This is a genomic window from Shewanella hafniensis (genome assembly GCF_019655335.1).
GTDB lineage: Bacteria > Pseudomonadota > Gammaproteobacteria > Enterobacterales > Shewanellaceae > Shewanella > Shewanella hafniensis.
Genome location: NZ_BPFD01000011.1, coordinates 46,510 through 65,349 on the forward strand (window position 1 = coordinate 46,510; position 18,840 = coordinate 65,349).

Annotated in this window: 18 protein-coding genes; 6 read left to right on the forward strand and 12 right to left on the reverse strand. The window is 45.9% G+C overall.

Annotated elements, in window-relative coordinates; genetic code table 11:
• The first annotated feature begins 113 nt into the window (after positions 1-113).
• Positions 114-2,744, forward strand: coding sequence for a PAS domain-containing protein (locus K5Q99_RS05525; RefSeq protein WP_220776297.1), 2,631 nt, complete (start codon positions 114-116; stop codon positions 2,742-2,744).
• Between the two features lie 10 nt (positions 2,745-2,754).
• Here the strand turns inward: K5Q99_RS05525 and K5Q99_RS05530 are convergent, their stop codons facing one another.
• From K5Q99_RS05530 to K5Q99_RS05565, 8 genes are all read right to left on the reverse strand, one after another.
• Entirely contained in the window at positions 2,755-3,117 is a 363-nt protein-coding gene (locus tag K5Q99_RS05530) for a SpoIIAA family protein (RefSeq protein WP_106650257.1), read from the reverse strand.
• Positions 3,118-3,269: 152 nt separating this feature from the next.
• Positions 3,270-3,626, reverse strand: coding sequence for a DUF3802 family protein (locus K5Q99_RS05535; protein WP_220776284.1), 357 nt, complete (start codon positions 3,624-3,626; stop codon positions 3,270-3,272).
• A gap of 176 nt (positions 3,627-3,802) precedes the next feature.
• Positions 3,803-4,378 (reverse strand): YceI family protein, encoded by a 576-nt coding sequence (locus K5Q99_RS05540; protein WP_220776285.1) that lies wholly within the window; start codon positions 4,376-4,378, stop codon positions 3,803-3,805.
• Positions 4,379-4,533: 155 nt separating this feature from the next.
• Positions 4,534-4,986 carry a YaiI/YqxD family protein gene (locus tag K5Q99_RS05545; RefSeq protein WP_220776286.1) on the reverse strand — a complete coding sequence of 151 codons (453 nt, stop codon included), beginning with the start codon at positions 4,984-4,986 and terminating at the stop codon, positions 4,534-4,536.
• A 73-nt stretch (positions 4,987-5,059) separates the two neighbouring features.
• On the reverse strand, positions 5,060-5,698 hold the full coding sequence (gene pdxH / locus K5Q99_RS05550; protein WP_220776287.1) for a pyridoxamine 5'-phosphate oxidase: 639 nt from the start codon (positions 5,696-5,698) through the stop codon (positions 5,060-5,062).
• 28 nt (positions 5,699-5,726) lie between these two features.
• Positions 5,727-6,668 (reverse strand): adenosylmethionine decarboxylase, encoded by a 942-nt coding sequence (locus K5Q99_RS05555; protein WP_220776298.1) that lies wholly within the window; start codon positions 6,666-6,668, stop codon positions 5,727-5,729.
• A 163-nt stretch (positions 6,669-6,831) separates the two neighbouring features.
• Positions 6,832-8,745, reverse strand: a complete 1,914-nt coding sequence (gene speA / locus K5Q99_RS05560; RefSeq protein WP_220776288.1) for a biosynthetic arginine decarboxylase — start codon at positions 8,743-8,745, stop codon at positions 6,832-6,834.
• A 487-nt stretch (positions 8,746-9,232) separates the two neighbouring features.
• On the reverse strand, positions 9,233-9,385 hold the full coding sequence (locus K5Q99_RS05565; RefSeq protein WP_011846564.1) for a hypothetical protein: 153 nt from the start codon (positions 9,383-9,385) through the stop codon (positions 9,233-9,235).
• A 714-nt stretch (positions 9,386-10,099) separates the two neighbouring features.
• Between K5Q99_RS05565 and K5Q99_RS05570 the strand changes: the two genes are divergently transcribed.
• The 5 genes from K5Q99_RS05570 (at position 10,100) to K5Q99_RS05590 (ending at position 14,126) form a co-directional block, all read left to right on the forward strand.
• Positions 10,100-10,942: a CvfB family protein gene (locus K5Q99_RS05570; RefSeq protein WP_220592710.1), complete on the forward strand. Its 843-nt coding sequence runs from the start codon at positions 10,100-10,102 to the stop codon at positions 10,940-10,942.
• A 133-nt stretch (positions 10,943-11,075) separates the two neighbouring features.
• Positions 11,076-11,783, forward strand: coding sequence for a YceH family protein (locus tag K5Q99_RS05575; RefSeq protein ID WP_106650249.1), 708 nt, complete (start codon positions 11,076-11,078; stop codon positions 11,781-11,783).
• A gap of 47 nt (positions 11,784-11,830) precedes the next feature.
• Positions 11,831-12,661 (forward strand): ABC transporter permease subunit, encoded by an 831-nt coding sequence (locus tag K5Q99_RS05580; protein ID WP_106650248.1) that lies wholly within the window; start codon positions 11,831-11,833, stop codon positions 12,659-12,661.
• Positions 12,658-13,569, forward strand: coding sequence for an ABC transporter ATP-binding protein (locus tag K5Q99_RS05585; protein WP_106650247.1), 912 nt, complete (start codon positions 12,658-12,660; stop codon positions 13,567-13,569). The genes K5Q99_RS05580 and K5Q99_RS05585 overlap by 4 nt, the downstream gene beginning before the upstream one ends.
• Before the next feature lie 281 nt (positions 13,570-13,850).
• On the forward strand, positions 13,851-14,126 hold the full coding sequence (locus K5Q99_RS05590; protein WP_106650246.1) for an HU family DNA-binding protein: 276 nt from the start codon (positions 13,851-13,853) through the stop codon (positions 14,124-14,126).
• A 159-nt stretch (positions 14,127-14,285) separates the two neighbouring features.
• On the opposite strand, the gene bioD is transcribed toward K5Q99_RS05590, so the two are convergent.
• The 4 genes from bioD to bioB form a co-directional block, all read right to left on the reverse strand.
• Positions 14,286-15,026 (reverse strand): dethiobiotin synthase, encoded by a 741-nt coding sequence (gene bioD, locus K5Q99_RS05595; RefSeq protein WP_220776289.1) that lies wholly within the window; start codon positions 15,024-15,026, stop codon positions 14,286-14,288.
• A gap of 196 nt (positions 15,027-15,222) precedes the next feature.
• Positions 15,223-16,326 carry a methyltransferase domain-containing protein gene (locus K5Q99_RS05600; protein ID WP_220776290.1) on the reverse strand — a complete coding sequence of 368 codons (1,104 nt, stop codon included), beginning with the start codon at positions 16,324-16,326 and terminating at the stop codon, positions 15,223-15,225.
• 64 nt (positions 16,327-16,390) lie between these two features.
• Entirely contained in the window at positions 16,391-17,611 is a 1,221-nt protein-coding gene (locus tag K5Q99_RS05605) for an aminotransferase class I/II-fold pyridoxal phosphate-dependent enzyme (protein WP_220776291.1), read from the reverse strand.
• Positions 17,612-17,762: 151 nt separating this feature from the next.
• On the reverse strand, positions 17,763-18,815 hold the full coding sequence (bioB, locus tag K5Q99_RS05610) for a biotin synthase BioB (protein WP_220592702.1): 1,053 nt from the start codon (positions 18,813-18,815) through the stop codon (positions 17,763-17,765).
• Between the last annotated feature and the right edge of the window lie 25 nt (positions 18,816-18,840).

Sequence of the window (18,840 nt, forward strand, 5' to 3'; positions counted from 1 at the left end):
TCCCGCCGCTTATCCCATTCAATCGCCGCAACTTAAACATCTGCTCATAGCAAAACAGCGAGAACGCGCTACACTGGCTCAATGAAAAGGTGATGATTTGGAAACTGGTGATTATGGGAAAAAGTTCGACATCTGAGCCACATACAGCATTAACCCAATGGCAAAACAGTTTGCCGTTCAAATTTAGCCTTATCCAACTTGTCATTGCCGCAATTTTGATTTGCAGCACAGCTTGGGTCATTCTCAGCATTCAACGCCAACAAGTGCTTGATCAACAAGCCGTATTAAACCAGAACTATGGCCAATTAATCATAGCCAAACTGCAGGAAATGACTTCACAGGTCGAAACCGTTGTCGGTTCAATTTCCAGTATTGCAAAACTTTACCGCTATGATCATGAGCAACTGGTGAAAACCATCCCCAGCCTGCTGACACTCGCTAACCAACAACGCATTATCTCTGGTGGCGGCGTATGGCCCGAACCCGGCGCGTTTAATCAACAAAAATTTCGCGATAGCCTATTCTGGGCCCACAATGTCAACGATGAATTAGTTGCCATTGATAGCTATAACAAGGACACGTTTCCGAGTTATCACACCGAAGAATGGTATCGCCCGACACGCTATTTCCCCGCGGGCAAAATTTTCTGGTCAAAGTCTTATTTCGACCCCACCACCCATGAGTCCATGATCACGGCTTCAGGTGCTATGTGGATGGACCATCAATTTATTGGTGCAGCAACCGTAGATATCAGTTTAGAAAAACTCAATGCCCTATTACGCAATGTGATGGTGGATGTTAGGGGTTATGTCATTGCCTTAGATCATCAAAATCAAGTACTCGCCTATCCCCATGGCGATAACAATCTTCAGCATCAAGCTAATACCAGCCACACCTTTGTCACTTTTAATCATCTCGTTAACCAACAGCCAGACTTCAGTCCCATCGAAGCGGCATTACACAATGCGGATAAGGCATTTATCGCAGAAGCCGTCGCCGAGCGCGTCTTTACCCAAGAACAGATGCAGCATTTGACTCGGCTAAGTCATCAAGATGAGCGCGACATGTTAGCCGCCATCGTCAATAACAATGCCTTAAACCATTTTACCACCCCAAAATTACTGACTTCAGTAACCTTAGCCCATGATCCCATTCTAAAAACAGCGTCTCTGGTTTCGGTATTTTTAATGCCTAATACCTATTGGAAAGTACTAGTTGTCACCCCAATTTCGCCACTGCAAGATACCGCCAAACACTTAGTTGAAAAGGTCGGTATTTATTTAGTGTGTATCCAGCTTTTAGGCTTAATCCTATTATTCTTGCTCCAACATAGGTTGTTTATTACCCCGATTATTGAAATCGTCCAAGCCTTAAAACGTAACGATTCCGCCTCAATTGAATTTAAAGCTAAAAACAGCCAAGATGAAATTGGCTTATTAGCCAAGACATTCCTGTCGCGCACGCAACAACTTGAAGTGGCCATGGCGAGTTTAGATGCCAGTAATCTTGCCCTAGAACAACAATTGCAGAGCCAAAACCTGTTCCAACTTGAATTAAAACGCCATAAGGAACAACTAAGGGCTTTACTGAAATTTTCCCAAAATCTTATCTATGTCAAAGATCTGCACGGCAAATATATTTTAGTGAATGACAAGTATTGCGAAATCTTAGGTATAGAACGCAGACGCATAATTGGCGCCTCGGATTTCGAGGTATTTCCTAGCCAATTTGCCCACGAGTATCAACAAAACGATCAACGCGTACTGCACAATAACGAAGCCATCAATTTTGAAGAAGCCATTCCCTCACCACTGGGGAATCTTATGTATATCGTGACCAAATTTAAGATCAAAGATGATGACGATACTGTGATTGCGGTCGGCGCTATCGCCTTTGATATCACCTTGAAAAAAATTAAAGAGCAGGAACAGGAGAAATTACTCTTAGGACAAGTTGAGACGCTCAATCATCTACAAGAGCAAGTTCGCCTTATCAATCAACATAATAATGAGCTTTACCAAGAGCAAGAAGCATTAACTAAAATGCTCGAAAAGCATCATCAACTCAATCTCAGCCGTGAACAAAGCCAACAGTTAATGCAAAACTTCTTAGCTGAAATGATGACTCAGGTCATGCATGAGCAAGACCAGCTACTCGCCAAAGTTTGCCAACTGCAACAAACGAACGAGGCAAACTACAGTACTCAGATCACCGAAGTCATGGTAACTCAGGCAGAGAAATTGCGGCATATTGCTCAGCTGCTGACCAATCATCAAAACGATATTCGTCCATTGCATCTGGCGCAATTTATGCGTCATTTATTAGGTTTACTAAAAGTGCAACTAGCGAAAGCAAACGTAGAGATTGTGCTCAATTGTGAGGAAAACATCATCATAGCTGGCCCAGCTTGGCAATATCTGCAACTCTTCTATCGCTTAATTACTAACACTTTGAATCATGCTTTTAAGACTCACAACGAACAGCGTGAAATCACCATCGCCATCGACAAATCGAACGACGTGCTACAAATCAGTATTCTCGATAATGGCATTGGTATGACACAGGCGCAGCTCACGCAATTGCGACAGGAACTGGAGCAAGAACTCTGTCTCGGGACCTTAACCTGTATCAATTTATGGCTTAAAAACGACTTCAACGGCAGCTTGACCATCAGCAGCCAGTTAAACCAAGGCACACATATACAGTGTCATTGGCCGCTTAGTACAAACTTAGCGTCGCAATAAAGAGGATGGCTTACTGATCAAGCCATGCCTTAGCTTGGCTTTGCTCATCGGCAGCAAATACCTTTACAGGGCACGGCAGCATGCAGGCAAGCGCATTGACCATAGCGCTTGTTTGAGCTTGGTTAGCAATCATGACCACTCTTGAGAAATCACTTAAGTGAAATAAGCCGAGTACCGCATCGTCCCACAGGGCAGCGACAGATATACCTTCAAACTCAGGGGAAAACTCGTACCACAGGCGAATACTGGCGTGATCTTGCAGCTTAGCTTCAATGGCGGGTACCAGATAGCCTTCCACATCCCCATGATTAACACGGCCAGATGCGACAACTGCCAATATGTCATGGGCATGGCCTGAAGAGATCGTTAGCATTGAACACTCCTTATCAATACACGAATAAAATAATGAAAGCTCACATACTAAAGATACACAGACAATGGCATAAATGCAGGAAAAGAGAGTGGTTTATTTTACGTTAAGCCGATTTGAGCGGCTTGCCACTCAAAGCTAAAGCGCCCTTCTGATTAGGCGCTGACTTGTTGTTTAGCGATTTCTTGATCGAACAAATTCTTAATTAAACCGGAAAATTCGGTAATAAATAACGTCTGAGCAGGTGTAGCTTTATGATTGGCAACTGAAGCTAAAATCTCTTCTAAATCATACACAATCGCATCAACTTCGCGGATAATCATGTTGCGCTGCGCGAAAGACAATGACGGATTTTGACCACACACCATAATGATCTGCGCCGACAATTGCTCTTCAAACAATTCCATCACAGTATCGTCTGAAATCACCTCAGAACTTGGTGTTTCAAATAAGCCAAGATGTTCAGTTAAATACTGGACCAAATGCATGTAACCATCTTTATCTGTGACCATTTTTTACCCTTTAAACTCATTAACTTAATATCTAGTGTGGTGCTATTAATACCACAATCGGAAATATCAAAGAAGCCGAAAATTCGGCTTCTCATCGAGATCCAGCATACGCCACTTATTTAACTCTAGCCTATCTTCGATAACTGACGTATTGATCTACACCAATCTTATTGAAGTTACTGAGTTAAGGTTAGTACAAATGACACAGGAACAGCTTGGCTAATGCTCGATAAACCCGCAATTTCACGTAATTTATCAATGCCTGCGACAAGATCAAACTCATTGGCATTCACAATTATCGGCTGAAAACTGTTCACTAACAGCTTTTTATCAGAAACTTTAGTGATAATTACCGAAAAAGTTTTAGTTTGCGATTTACCATGCAATGCAATTTTACCATCGATATCAACGACTTTAGTCTCACCAATGCCGAGATCTTTTAGCATTTTAGTGTCAACTTGAGACGACAGTTTAAGCTCAGGATATAAAGACACTTCGAACAATAAATTCTGCATCCGCTCATCGCGGACATCAATACCAGTGGCGACGCCCATTAACGGAATGGTTAATTCGAATTGACCATCCTCTTTTAGCGTACCTTTGAGCTGTTTAAAGTGATGGACTTCACCAATGTCACCTTTCTTTACCGAAATAAAACTGACTCGCGAATCTTGATCCATTACTTGCCATTGCGCGGCGCAGCTAAAACTGGCGATCGCCGATAAGGCAACAATTCCCATCCATTTTTTCATCGTATCCGTCCTCAAAAAGTGAGTTTAAAAGCCATGCAGTAAAGCAAATCGACATCTGCAGCAGGCGAAAATAATGCCCAGTTAACCGTGATCCACATCGCATAACTTCAGCTAAAGATACTCTTTTTATCCATTAGCGACCAGTAAACTATACTTCATACTCTAACGAGCCATTTATCTAAGCTATTGGCAAACGCCTGTTTATCCGCTTGGGAAAACGAATCCGGTCCGCCGGTATGCACGCCTGAACCCCGTAAGTCTTCCATAAAATCGCGCATCGTCAGCTTTTGTTTTATGTTATCGACGGTATAAAGCTCGCCACGGGGATTGAGTGCCAAGGCGCCCTTTTCGATGACTAAAGCCGCTAAGGGAATGTCCGCGGTGATCACTAAATGCGTTGGCTCAACATGGTCGACAATGTATTGATCCGCCACATCAAAACCCGCTCCAACGCGAATTTGGCTGATGTAGGGCGATGGCGGTACGCGGATCATTTGATTAGCCACCAGCACCAGCGGCAAAGCTTTACGCTCCGCCGCACGAAACAGGATTTCTTTGATAGGATTGGGACACGCGTCCGCGTCAACCCAAATTTTATAATCACTCAATGTCTTTTCACTCTGTTGCTGTTAGGTTCACAGACTCAGTTTTAGGCAATGCAATACCGAAGGGGGCACCCGACTATGGCGCTAAACGATCGATTTCCCACTCAGCATTATGGCGAGTATAAATAAAACGATCATGCAGCCTGTGTTCTCCCCCCTGCCAAAATTCGATACTCGAAGGTCTGACTAAGTAACCGCCCCAAAAACTGGGTAAAGGCACATCGCCTTTAGCGAACTTAGCCTTCATTTCGAAGAATTTACCTTCAAGTACTTGTCTCGCGCTAAGTTTACTCGACTGCTGCGACACCCAAGCGGCAATTTGACTGTCCTTAGGACGGGTCATAAAGTATTTAAGCACTTCGGCGGTAGACAACGACTGCGCTTCACCGAGCACCGATACTTGCCGCTCTAAAGGATGCCAAGGGAAATGCAAACTGACTTTATTATTGGCGGCAATTTGCTGGGCTTTGCGACTACCAAGGTTAGTAAAAAATACGAAACCTGTGTCATCAAAACGTTTAAGTAACACTATCCGTTGAAAAGGTTGGCCGTGTTCGTCCACAGTCGCCACACACATAGCCGTTGGATCGCTAAGCTCAGCATCCCTCGCCTGCGTCATCCACAGTTCAAACAAGTCCATTGGGTTTTGCGGTAAGTCGGCACGTCTTAAGCCGCCTTTAGCATACTCGCGGCGGATATCACTGAGATCTGTCATGGGGTTTCCTTAAGTAAATGCCAAAAATTTACATGAATTCAGGGATCAGCACTTCAGCATCAAGCTGCTGATAGTGGCTAAAGCGAATATCATAACCTTGCTCAGTCGTTAATGAGCCACGCCCTAAGCATAAATGGGCAGGAAATCCCTGCGTTGAGTCGTTGATATTAAAGCCGATAGTGTCCCAACTGATGGGAGAAAATAGTGCTAATAATCGCCCTAAGAGTTGTTGCGGATACTGGGCTAAATCCAGATTCGTTTCAAAGCTCACATAGGAGCTAGCGCAGGCATTCTCGCTTTGGGGCGTAATATGCAAGGTCACATAATACTTGCCCCAGAGACCGTTCATCGAAAAACCTGATGGATCAAATAAATGGGCGTCAAGCTCAAAGTCTGGGAATAAATCGTTAAGTTCGAGTGCGGCACAAATTTCAGCTTTGCTTTGCGAGCCACCATTTAGATAATCGGCTAGCTCACCACGAATGTGGTACATCAACAGCTCACAGCTTTGATCATCCTTTGGTGCACGATAATCACTATCAGAGCAGAAAAAATAATGATGATGACTGTCTAAATGCCCCACTCTCATTGCCTTACCCGCGATACGCTGACGCAGCTTGCCAACATCATCAGCAAAACTCGTGGTTTGCAGGTGGGCTTGGTATTCGTTTTTACGCTGATAACTCACCAACGCGATGGCAGGCACGCCAAGCGCGTCGATAAAATAACAGGCGGCGTCCACTAAGGTACTGTTACCACAGGTGAGCATGACAAATCTGTCGTGCCATACAAATAAGCTGGATTCGCTCAACAGGTAAGCATCGCAGTCAGCATTACTTAGCTGCGACAAAATCTCGGCATGGGCACAATTGACTAAGGCTGACCAAAAACTCACATCGAGTTCGCGTAAATTCGGCGTAGACGCCGCCACGATGATCTCAAGTTTCTTTTCTGAGCCTTCAAAAAACATCAAATCCTTAACTCCATTAAACGCTATGCGCCCTTGCTGTTGACATCTTTTACGCCGTAATAGCAGCCACGGACGATAAATAAATATCGTCCAGAAAGCAAAAATCAGCCTAAGTGACCTTAGGCTGATTTATTTTAACACACTAAATCTTAAGAAAAATATCTTAAGAAAAATCTTCCAAGTAAGTGTAGCCTTTCAGGCCAACTTGCAGTTCTTCTAAAATTTGTGCGCGTTCATCTTCGGCAATATGCAGATTCACTAACTCTTCGTAGGTGCGCATAAAGGCCACCGCATCTAAGTTAACGTAACGCAATACGTCAGCGACAGTATCACCCGCCAATACCGATTCAATGTTCGTCACACCGTTATCTTCGATGCGAACAACCGCAGAGTTAGTATCACCAAACAGGTTATGCATATCACCCAAGATTTCTTGGTAGGCACCCACAAGGAAGAAACCAATCAAGTACGGGCTATCTGCACTCCAGGCTGGCACTGGCAGCGTGGTTTCAATCCCTTGACCATCAACGTATTGATCGACAATACCGTCAGAGTCGCAGGTGATATCGAGCATCACAGCACGGCGCTCAGGGGCTTTATCTAGGCCCGATAACGGCAATACTGGGAACACTTGGTCAATACCCCAAGCATCCGGTAATGACTGGAATAATGAGAAGTTAACAAAGAACTTATCGGCTAACTTTTCATTGAGTTCATCAATAATAGGTCTGTGATAACGGTTTTTCGCACTCAATAGCCCTTGCACTTCATGACACACGCGCAGGTTAGCTTGCTCAGCCCACGCACGCTCCGCTAAGGTCAATTGACCTAAAGCAAATAGCGAATGCGCTTCTTGTAAGTCACTTTGGCTATCGTGGTAAATCTCAATCAAAGCACGTTGATCGGCGCGACCGCTGATCTCTGACCATGAATGCCACATGTTATGCAATAACTGTGGTGAATCTTCCGCTGGCGGTTGAATATCTTCAGGCTGATAAGCTTCAGTACCGATAACATCGGTGATAAGCACAGCATGGTGCGCGGTTAAATAGCGACCCGATTCTGAAATAATACGTGGCATAGGTTGCTCGTATTCATTACAGATGTCGGTCAATACGTTAACGATATTGTTAGCGTATTCGGTCAGGCCATAGTTCATCGAGTTATTACTTTGGCTACGTGTGCCATCGTAATCCACCGCTAAACCACCGCCGACGTCGAAGCAGTTAACACTTGCGCCTAATTCACGTAATTCACAGTAGAAACGACCCGCTTCACTCACACCTTGGCGAATATCACGAATGTTGGCGATTTGCGAACCTAAGTGGAAATGCAGTAACTGCAGCGAATCCAGCATGTCGTGTTGCTTAAGTTGTTCAACCACCAGCAAAATTTGTGCTGCTGATAGACCGAACTTAGACTTCTCGCCACCGCTCGCCTGCCACTTGCCTTTGCCTTGGAATGCTAAACGCGCACGCAAACCTAAACGCGGTTTAACGCCCAAACGTTTAGATTCAGCTAACACCATTTTCAGTTCAGACAGTTTTTCTAAAACGATGTAAACCTTGTGGCCTAACTTTTCACCAATCAGTGCTAAACGGATATATTCATTATCTTTATAACCATTACATACAATGACTGAACTGGCTTTTTGCGCCATGGCTAACACAGCCATCAGCTCAGGCTTACTGCCCGCTTCTAAACCCAGTTGTGGTACTTCTTTTGATGCCTGACTCGCCAGGATCTCTTCCACCACAGTTTGCTGTTGGTTTACTTTAATCGGGTAAACCAGCAAATAGTCCGCCTGATACTCGTACTTCTGTATCGCTTGGTCGAATGCTTGGCACAAACTGTTCACTCTGTGGTGCAGGATCTGCGGAAAACGAACTAGTACAGGCAAAGCGACGCCCGCTTTAACCATGTCTTTGGCTAGCTCATTTAAGCCAATCTTGTAATCAGGATTTTTTGGGTCCGGTGACACTGTCACCTCACCGTGATCGCTGATCCCATAAAAACCTTGGCTCCAGTGAGTAACATTGTACCCAGCACGAGCATCATCAATAGACCAATCATTCATTATTATTTAGCCCGTCTATTAAAAAATGGGTTAAACGGTTATGACTTAATAGCACAACCGCCCGTTCGACAAACCCAGGCAAAGGGACACCTTACCTGACATACACGAAGGTAGATTTTACCTTCTACTTAATGCCGCAACGTCACGCTAGTGTAAGTGACATTGCCGCGATTTTCATTAATAGCGCAAGAGACAATTCATCTTAACGCACTATATCCTATCATATTGATGGAGAAGCTTATTCCCTTCTCCCAGTAAAGCTATCTTTACTTGCCTCGCTTGCATTTATCTTAAGGCTAAAGGCCGCAAATACCGTCAAAAAGCCGAATGAAGTCCTGAGTCGCATCCTTAAAACATCAAGCTAATAAGCAGCTTAAAGACGTTCGAAAGAAGTTAAGACCTTCAGAAACCGATAACACAAGTAGAAAACGAAAACCGACAACACCGAACTAGCGAAAACGCCAAACCAGCTTATCTCTAGGCAAGATTATTTTAACAGGGGACTATTGGCTTCTTCGCGGCCAGAATTGATGCGGATCAACGTGAGATGCTTAAGGCCAGTATCATCGTATGGCACGACAATCGAGCGTTGGCATTGTGACACTTTTAGGCAAAGTGCAAAAAATGGATGCTTGTGCATTAGCTAATAAAAACCCTCTTAACCCCATGTAATTCGATATGTTGTCAATTACACGGTTAATGACTGCTGAACCATAAAACCTTTACTACTCACGTAATATTTGTAATGTCTCTAACGAGCGAAGTCGTTGAACGGCGCAATTAAACCGCGCAATGTCACAGAATGCAAGCAAGAATCTCATTTAATATTTCGCATTAAAATATAATAAACACTCTCTTAACAACCACCTACTGAGTATTCGCGTTAAGCTGAATAATATTAGCTAGTTAGCGCATGAACGCCGTACTCGTCTGTTCAATATTTTTTAATAGCCTTTGTAACTTTTTTGACATTTATTGCCGCAAATAACCCTTCATGTTGTGTGTCACTTTAGCCCCGCCCACGTGCAGCCATTGGCTAAAGCCTAGCGCTCAATATCACATTGCAAAATTCAGCCCCAATAAACCATAAACCTAAGCCTTAAACCGAGGCGCAATTCCACCTTAAAACTTAAGACAATCCCAGATACCAATATGAGGTCATTCCTAGTAACAATCCTCATCACTTTTCCAACCACATTTCTTGTCATAGCCCTTACCAACATCCAACTAAACAGCGGTGATGATTAACGGCTGAATCGCCCTAAGATAAAACCCAAAGACAATAATGCTGCAGTTTCAGCACCGAAGTGTATAATCGCAACCGAATCACATTCCATTATGCACAGAGAGATCCATGGTACAGATAGGTAAAACCTGCAAACTTGAGGTTGTAAAACAAGTCAGCTTTGGCGTGTATTTAAACGCCCACGAATTAGGGCAAGTACTGCTGCCAAACAAAGTCACCCCAAAAGACTGCCAAGTCGGTGATCTGCTTGACGTGTTTCTGTATCTAGATTCTGAAGATATCGTGATTGCCACCACGCGCCGTCCATTGGCACAGGTAGGCGAATTCGCCTACTTAAAAGCCGTCGCAACCGGCCCTTATGGCGCCTTTTTAGATTGGGGCTTAGATAAAGACTTATTGCTGCCCTTTGGTGAGCAACACAAGCCTATCGAAGAAGGTCGCTCTTATCTGGTTTATGTGCACGCTAACCGCGCCGATGAACGCATCATGGCCTCATCAAAAATCGATAAGTTCCTCGATAAGACAGAGCCAGAGTACGCTGTCGGTGAGCAGGTCGATTTATATATCGGCGGCACCACAGATTTAGGCTACAAAGCCATTATTAATCATGCTCATTGGGGCGTGATTTACGAAAACGAAGTGTTCCAAAAACTGCGTTTCGGCCAAAGACTCAAAGGTTTCATCAAACAAGTGCGCCGCGATGGTAAAATTGATCTCGTGCTGCAACAAGGCAGCAAGCAAGAATTAGATAAGCACGCGCACATTATCCTGATCAAACTCAAACAGGCTGGCGGCTTCTTAGCCCTGACTGATAAAACCGATGCTGAAATCATTTACGATCAGCTTGGTATGAGTAAAAAAGCCTTCAAAAAAGCCATAGGTGGCTTATTTAAGAATGGTCAACTGAGTATAGATAATGATGGCCTGCGTTTAACTGAAACAGCAGAATAATCAACTCTGTTCAGTACTTAGCGTTAAATTTGTACAGTTTACCGCCACTAAGGCAAAGTTTGACTGACAACTCCTAGGATATTAAGCATGGCTCTGTTATAAACAAAGCCATGCTTTTTTCTTTGGAGCTTATATGGAACTCACGTTACACGAAGCCAGAGTCATCGGATGCCTGCTTGAGAAAGAAATCACTACCCCAGAGCAATATCCTCTCTCGCTAAACTCATTGACCTTAGCCTGCAATCAAAAAACCAGTCGCGAGCCGGTACTCGAACTCAGCGAAACCCAAGTACAAATTGCCGTCGATTCCCTTAATCGTAAACGTTTGATCAGCGAACAGTCGGGATTTGGCAGCCGCGTCGTGAAATACAAGCACAGATTCTGCAATACCGAATTCAGTGAACTTCAACTGTCCTCCGCCGCACTCGCCATCGTCTGTTTGTTGCTATTACGTGGTCCACAAACGCCAGGAGAACTGCGCACTCGCAGTAATCGCCTACACGAATTTAAAGACGTGATCGAAGTGGAAGATTGCATCCGCCAATTAATGAGCCGCGAAAAACCTTTCTTAAAACAGTTGCCCAGAGAAGCCGGTCGCCGCGAATCCCGTTATGTGGAATTATTCTCTGCCGCCTCGTCGCAGCTCGAAACTGCGCAGCCAGATAATACTCATACTGCCAGCCCTCATACTGCCAGCCAGACTACCAACCATAGTGCCGCCCATGTCGCAGTGTCTTTGGCTGCTGAGCCGCATGAATTAACCCAAAGAGTGACAGAGCTTGAGCAACAGGTGGCTGAACTGACGCAAAAGCTCGATGAGTTAATCGCCTCGTTGAGTTAATCGTCTTATAAAGCTAATCATAGCGTCAAGAATAATAGAGACAGCAAATGACCAATAATCCACCCAGCAGTTTCAACAACATGCTTATTATCGCCATGTTTGAACTGCGTAAATTTTTATTTAATACCCGAGGGATCATCGCCTTGGTCGCCTTTGGTTTAGTGTGGGGCGTACTCCTGCTTTATCCCATTCAAAGCGCATCGGCGATGTTATTGCAGCCCAATGTAAAAGACGTCATCGACAGCTTATTTGGGGCCAATACCCTCAACGTGCTCTTTGAGTGGCCTGTAGCCGAAATGGCGGTGTTTTGGTGCTTTGCGCTGTATTTATTCCCACTATTCAGTATTTTGATCGCCGCCGATCAATTCTCTTCCGATAAAACCCGTGGCACACTGCGCTTTTTAACCCTGCGCACTAGCCGTGACAGCTTATTGTTCGGGCGTTTTCTCGGCCAAATTCTGATCCAAGGCTTGCTGATCCTATTGACGATTATCGCCACTGTCGCCCTCGCGCTCAGCCGTGACAGCCAGCTTTTTTTGCCAGCGTTAACCTCTGGCGCCTTAGTTGGCCTTAACCTCATCATAGTGATCTTGCCCTACACGGCAGTGATGACCTTATTGTCCCTGTATGCGCGCACGGCACGCCAAGCTATGGTGTTTGCGACCATTTTATGGACTGTGATTTCCATCGCCATCATGGTGTTAGGCAGCCAATCTAACGTATTGGCTCAGCTACAATGGATATTACCCGGTGCTCAGTTGTCGGACATGCTCAATACCAATGGACTCAATAGTTTAGTTTATGCCCCTATTCCACTAATCCAAACTGCTGCGGCCCTCTTACTCGGCAGAATGTATATGCAAAGGAGCTCGCTATGAGTCTGATCCAATGCCAAGGACTGTCAAAGCTTTACGGCAGCAAAAAGGCGCTGAATGATGTTAACTTCAGCCTAGAAGCGGGTGCCCCCATCGCCCTTGTCGGTCCCAATGGTGCGGGTAAAACCACGCTTTTTAGCCTGTTATGCGGCTATATGTCGCCAAGTGCCGGGACAATAACCCTGCTCGGTGAAGCGCCTAATAGCCCTAAACTTTTAGGTAAAATTGCCGCTTTACCCCAGGATGCGGTGCTCGATCCCAATTTGACCATTGTTAGCCAATTAAGCTTTTTCGCGCGTTTGCAGGGCATGGGCGTTGAACAAGCCAGACAAGAGGCCATTCGCGTATTGACCTTAGTCGATTTAGCTGACGTCGCCGAGCAAAAACCACCCAGTCTTAGCCACGGTATGAGTAAACGCGTATCGATTGCGCAGACGCTCATTGGCTCGCCAGAATTAGTGTTATTGGATGAGCCGACGGCGGGACTCGACCCTGCCAATGCGAAAAAAGTCCGCGAGCTGGTCAAAGCCCTATCGCCCACCACGACCTTTATGATCAGCTCGCATAATCTCGATGAGCTCGAAAAGCTGTGCGATCAAGTGTTGTATTTAGACAAGGGCCAACTGAGCCAAGCCGTGTCTATGCATGCATCGACCGACAGTGATTACCTAACGTTAACCATGCAAACTTGTGACAGTGAGGTGCTGCAAGCGGAAGTGGCGAAACTGGCGGGCGTGGTGAACGTCAGCTCAAAACAGAGCAAAGTGTTTATTATCCAGCTTGCCACGGATGCAGAAAAAGCACAGAACAGTGATATTGAAATGCGCCTATTTACCCTTTTCAACCAACATCAGTGGCAATATAAGATGCTGCTGAAAGGCCGCACTCTGGAAGAAACGCTCTTTTCATAGGCGAGCTTTAAAAAGTTGGCTTCACATAAGCCAGCCGTTGAATAATGCTGCTCATGACTTAAGCGCAACCCAGTTGCGCTTAAGTTTTCGACTCAAAACTGACAAGCACTCAAAACCGACAAGATTACCGCTCAATATACCAACACTCTGTTTTCAATAAAGTTACAAGCCAGTCAATAAAACACCACTCGACCGCGCTAAGCTGGCTATGGCTTTCAATCTTAAGGCGAGCTTGTTATAACTCCCCTTCGATTGAACCTAAGCTGACTTCAGAGGTTTCTATGAACAAAGCACAACTTATCCAACGTATTGCCGCCGAGCTCAATGCATCGCAAGCGAGCACTAAACCTGTGGTTGAGCAGATTTTGCAACAGATCCACATCGCCTTAAGCGAAGGCGAAAAAATCTACCTGCCACAATTTGGCACCTTTGAATTGAGATACCATGTCGCTAAAACGGGCCGTAATCCACAAACGGGCGAAACCATCGAAATCGACGGCTACAATCAGCCCAGCTTTAAAGCCTCAACGGCATTGAAGCAACAGATCAATCGCTAATAGCGACGCTTAGCGTTAATGTGCAGCCACTCATTTGCGAACATTAATCGGCAGCCTTGATAGAAATAAGCCTTACCTAATGTGAGGCTTTTGGTCTCAAAACATTACGATAGCACTTAGCCGAAAGTATTAAGCGGCTAAGCATTAGTTAGGCACTGGCTATGTATTGGCCTCTGCGCTTTGAAAAAGCGGCGAAGTATCAAGATGATCAGCGGCATTTTCAGCACTGGGAGCATCAAGAAAAGGCACACAGCCGAGGAAAGGCGCTGACATCATCTCTTTAAGACTCGCCAAGTTTTCCGCAAACATACTCATATTCGGGTCGACACAATTGGCAACCCAGCCAGCAATCTTAAGCCCATCAGCCAATATCGCCTCTTGAGTCAGCAGTGCGTGATTTAAGCAGCCGAGTTTCATGCCCACCACGAGTATCACTGGCAGTTCTAATTTCTGTACCACTTCCGATAAATATCTCCCCTCGCCTAAGGGTAAACGCCAGCCACCCGCGCCCTCAATCAAACAAAAATCCGCTTGAGCAAACGCTGCTAAATCCAAGCTTTCGATAATGACTTCAGGCGCTAAACCCACGCCCACTTGGGCGGCAGCAATATGCGGCGCAATCGCAGGCTCGAAGGTAAAAGGATTGATGGTGGAATAGGCCAGTTTTAGTGAAGATGACGTCATCAGTTGCAGCGCATCGGCATTACGTAAGCCTTCGGAGGTTTGCGCACAGCCCGAGGCGATGGGCTTAACACCTAAGGTAGACAGCGTGTTAGAAGCCAAAATACTCACAGCCGAGTCAGCGCTGGCTATCGCGCCCAAACGGTTTACTGCAGTTAACAGCGCCGATGAAACTAAGGTTTTACCACTGTCGGTATCTGTACCTGTTACAAAAAACATATTAGATCCTTATCTGTCGCTACTGAGTGGTCTATATGAAAAACACTCTGGATGAAGCTAAAAGCAACCAATCCATAAATCTACACACTAAAGCCCCTATCGCTCACCAATGCTAAATATATTTGCATGATGATTGCTGTAGCTAAAACACTGTTGTAGCTAAAACACTGCTTTAGTTAAACATAGCGCGAAACTGTTATATCCCGCGCCGAGCACGTATCTGCACTATCTGATAGGTTAACGGTAAACCTTGGGGTACACGTAACGATTCGGCTTTGGCCTGCATTGCCAGCCAATCTTGGCGACCACGCAGCCGCGGAGCTAAATCTGCAGCGGCTATTGCACCAGCAACTTCTCCTGCTGCTTGCGATGTTGAGTCAATTAAACGGGTTGAGTTGGCTGAACTGATTGAATGAGCTGAATGGCTTGAGCTGACCGATTGCACTGATGCGCCTACCCCTTTAATGGAATAGAGTAAGGTTTTGAGCGTATCAAAATGCACTGTCATAGGAATGAGCTGCACCTCTAACGACTGCCATGTATCGAGTTTAAATGCCGCTTTGAGCGACTCTAGCGTCGAAAAGTCATTCACTCTTAAGCCTAATTCGGCTAATTGATTCAAACTTCCCTGCGCTACTAGGCTCAAATGACACTCGCCATTTGGCTTAAGCACTCGCGCCATTTCGGCGACCGCAGCGGCGAAATTCCCACACCATTGCAAAGCCAAATTCGAATAAATCACATCGATGCAGCCATCGACAAAAGGTAAACACTCGGCATCGGCGCACACGCCGTGATAATCGGGATAAGATTGTTTTAGCTTGTGCAACATGCCAAGGGCGATATCCACAGCAAACACAGTCGTCTGTGGATTTTGCATCAAACCCTGCTCAGCGTGATGCTCAGATTGATGTGCAAAGTCATGCACCGAAAAATCGGTCCCAGGGCCAGCGCCAATGTCCAACAGATGACCTTTGGCGGTAAACTCACTGAGTAAACTGGCGGCGCTCAGACGCTGTAACTGATTATGGTCTTGATAACTATGGGCCGCTGCAGAGAATCGTTCGGCAATCTGAGCGCCGTGTGTATTGGCTACTTTCTTAATTGCTCTTTTTCCAACAGCTGGTTTTTCAAAAGCTTGTTTTTCAATCGCTTTTTTTTCAAAAGCTTGCATTACAGCAGATTCGCTCACATTCATCTCGTGAGATATTGACCCGCAAGAGCTGGGCTCACTAGGCTTGAGCACGTTAGAGCTTGATTCACTCGCCTTGGGCTTGCTGGATTTAATCGGGTTTGGCATTGCAGTTAACACTCAACCATAAAAACTTAAAATTCAATAGAATAACGCCTTCAATCGCGTACATTTATCTGTGATCATCCGTAGCTTGTCGTTCAGTCACAAGTGGCACACGGACGCGACTGAGCACTTGAGCTAATTGCGCAGCACAGGCCGCGATATCTTCCGCGGCATGGGCGGCCGTTAAGGTAATACGTAAACGTGCTGAGCCCACAGGCACGGTCGGCGGGCGAATCGCGCCAACCCAAATCCCTGCAGCCCTTAGCTCCTCGGCCACTTGCAGGGTTTGCCGCGCATCCCCAATGATCAGCGGCTGAATCGCGGTATCTGAACCTAAAAGGGGCACATTCGCCTCAAGGCATAATCGTTTGAACAGCGTGATATTCTCACGCAGTTTTTGCTGTAACTCGGGATGTGCTGTGCAGTACTGAGCAGCGGCTAACGCTAATGCGGCATTGGCGGGCGATAAGGCGGTCGAGTAAATGTATTCACGGGCGTTACTGACTAAATAATCGATCAGCGCCTGACTCCCCAACACGGCCGCACCTTGGCAACCTAAGGCTTTACCAAAAGTGACCACTTGCACATCGATAAGCTTGGCGGCATCAGCATTGTGATAACCATCGAGCACCGCAAAACCATGGGCATCATCAACAATCAACCATGTATTCTGTTGACGACAAAGCGCCGATAACTGCACGATCGGCGCACAATCCCCATCCATGCTAAACACGCTTTCTGTGATTAACGCCGATGCGTGATTTCGAGTCAGAAGCCGCTCAGCGCTCTCAAGCGAATTATGTAAAAAACGTTTTAACTGCGCACCGCTGTCCTGCAAACCATCGATAATTGAGGCATGCACAAGTTTATCGGCAATCACAGTATCTTGCTGATCAAACAAGGTTTTCATTAACGCCGTATTGGCACTAAAGCCCGAGCAGAATAGTAATCCCGCTTCATGCCCCGTTAAGGCGCAGAGTTCACGTTCAAGTGTGACATGCGCATCACTGTACCCTGTCACTAAGGGCGATGCGCCGCTACCCACACCGTAGGTCTGCGCACCAAGGTGCAGCGCTTCAACCAACTCAGGAACGCGGGATAAACCTAAATAATCATTACTACTGAAATTGACATAAGTGCGACCTTCAAACACAAAACGTGGGCTCGAAGTGGATGCGTTGGTGTTAATGGCATGATCGACACTCAGCACTTTACGTTGGCGCAGTAATCCTTGCTCACGCAGAGCATGCTGACGGGCGGCAATTTTAGTCTCAAGCAGAGAACTCATCAATTTAGCCTCAAGAGTGTGCGATTTAAGCAGATTTATCTTAGGAATAGAACACATTGAATAAACCTGTTGGCCGCAGTCAATACAGACTGCGCCGACAGGATTGATATGTTATTCAAGATATACGTCAAACAACATGAAGTCAGTGTGCTTACAAAGCCGCCGCGTCATAGAATTGTGCCGATGACTTATCTTGATAAGCCGCCGCTTTGGCTAGAACAGCACTTTCTTCTTCCAATTTTGCCGCAGCGCCCTGTTCTGGACGTAAGCCTAAACGTCGGAATAGCCCCATATCATCGCTTTCTTCTGGGTTTGGCGTGGTCAGCAATTTACAACCGTAGAAAATCGAGTTGGCGCCAGCAAAGAAACACATGGCCTGCAGTTCATCACTCATATTTTCGCGACCCGCCGATAACCGCACGCGCGAAAGCGGCATTAAAATACGTGCCACGGCAATGGTACGCACAAATTCGAGTGGGTCGAGGTCGTCAAGCTTCTCAAAAGGTGTGCCCGCCACTTTGACTAACATATTGATCGGCACTGAATCAGGGTGCTGGGGTAAATTGGCCAGCTGTTGCAGTAAGCCTGCACGATCCGTCGCCTTTTCACCCATGCCGACAATCCCGCCAGAACACACTTTCATGCCAGAAGCACGCACATGTGTCAGGGTATCTAAACGATTTTGATAGGTACGAGTGGTGATCACATCGCCGTAGTATTCAGGCGAAGTATCTAAATTGTGGTTGTAATAATCTAAGCCTGCGCCAGCTAAATCGTTCGCCTGTTCTTCAGAAAGCATGCCAAGCGTCATGCAGGTTTCCATGCCTAAGGCTTTGACTTCTTGTACCATTTGCTTAAGGTACGGCATGTCTTTTTCTTTCGGGTTACGCCAAGCGGCGCCCATACAGAAACGAGATGCCCCCGCGGCTTTAGCACTGCGCGCTTCGGTCAGCACAGTTTCCATTGCCAGCAAACGCTCTTTCTCTAAACCTGTGTCATAACGGGCGCTCTGTGGGCAGTATTTACAATCCTCAGGGCAAGCACCGGTTTTAATCGATAACAAGCGGCTAATTTGCACTTCATTGGGATCGTACACTTCACGGTGAATGCTGTGGGCTTTAAATAACAAATCATTCATCGGCAGCGCAAATAAGGCTTCGATTTCTTCCCGCTTCCAATCATGACGAACTTGCAACTGCGACATTGAACACCCTTTTTATTCTGTCTTT

Coding starts and splice junctions, on each gene's coding strand:
- bioB (WP_220592702.1), bottom strand. CDS start 18,815: ATGTCGCAGTTGCAAGTTCGTCATGATTGGAAGCGGGAAGAAATCGAA.
- K5Q99_RS05555 (WP_220776298.1), bottom strand. CDS start 6,668: ATGTTTTTTGAAGGCTCAGAAAAGAAACTTGAGATCATCGTGGCGGCG.
- K5Q99_RS05605 (WP_220776291.1), bottom strand. CDS start 17,611: ATGAGTTCTCTGCTTGAGACTAAAATTGCCGCCCGTCAGCATGCTCTG.
- speA (WP_220776288.1), bottom strand. CDS start 8,745: ATGAATGATTGGTCTATTGATGATGCTCGTGCTGGGTACAATGTTACT.
- K5Q99_RS05580 (WP_106650248.1), top strand. CDS start 11,831: ATGACCAATAATCCACCCAGCAGTTTCAACAACATGCTTATTATCGCC.
- K5Q99_RS05535 (WP_220776284.1), bottom strand. CDS start 3,626: ATGGTCACAGATAAAGATGGTTACATGCATTTGGTCCAGTATTTAACT.
- pdxH (WP_220776287.1), bottom strand. CDS start 5,698: ATGACAGATCTCAGTGATATCCGCCGCGAGTATGCTAAAGGCGGCTTA.
- K5Q99_RS05525 (WP_220776297.1), top strand. CDS start 114: ATGGGAAAAAGTTCGACATCTGAGCCACATACAGCATTAACCCAATGG.
- K5Q99_RS05570 (WP_220592710.1), top strand. CDS start 10,100: ATGGTACAGATAGGTAAAACCTGCAAACTTGAGGTTGTAAAACAAGTC.
- K5Q99_RS05585 (WP_106650247.1), top strand. CDS start 12,658: ATGAGTCTGATCCAATGCCAAGGACTGTCAAAGCTTTACGGCAGCAAA.
- K5Q99_RS05590 (WP_106650246.1), top strand. CDS start 13,851: ATGAACAAAGCACAACTTATCCAACGTATTGCCGCCGAGCTCAATGCA.
- K5Q99_RS05540 (WP_220776285.1), bottom strand. CDS start 4,378: ATGAAAAAATGGATGGGAATTGTTGCCTTATCGGCGATCGCCAGTTTT.
- K5Q99_RS05600 (WP_220776290.1), bottom strand. CDS start 16,326: ATGCCAAACCCGATTAAATCCAGCAAGCCCAAGGCGAGTGAATCAAGC.
- bioD (WP_220776289.1), bottom strand. CDS start 15,026: ATGTTTTTTGTAACAGGTACAGATACCGACAGTGGTAAAACCTTAGTT.
- K5Q99_RS05530 (WP_106650257.1), bottom strand. CDS start 3,117: ATGCTAACGATCTCTTCAGGCCATGCCCATGACATATTGGCAGTTGTC.
- K5Q99_RS05565 (WP_011846564.1), bottom strand. CDS start 9,385: ATGCACAAGCATCCATTTTTTGCACTTTGCCTAAAAGTGTCACAATGC.
- K5Q99_RS05575 (WP_106650249.1), top strand. CDS start 11,076: ATGGAACTCACGTTACACGAAGCCAGAGTCATCGGATGCCTGCTTGAG.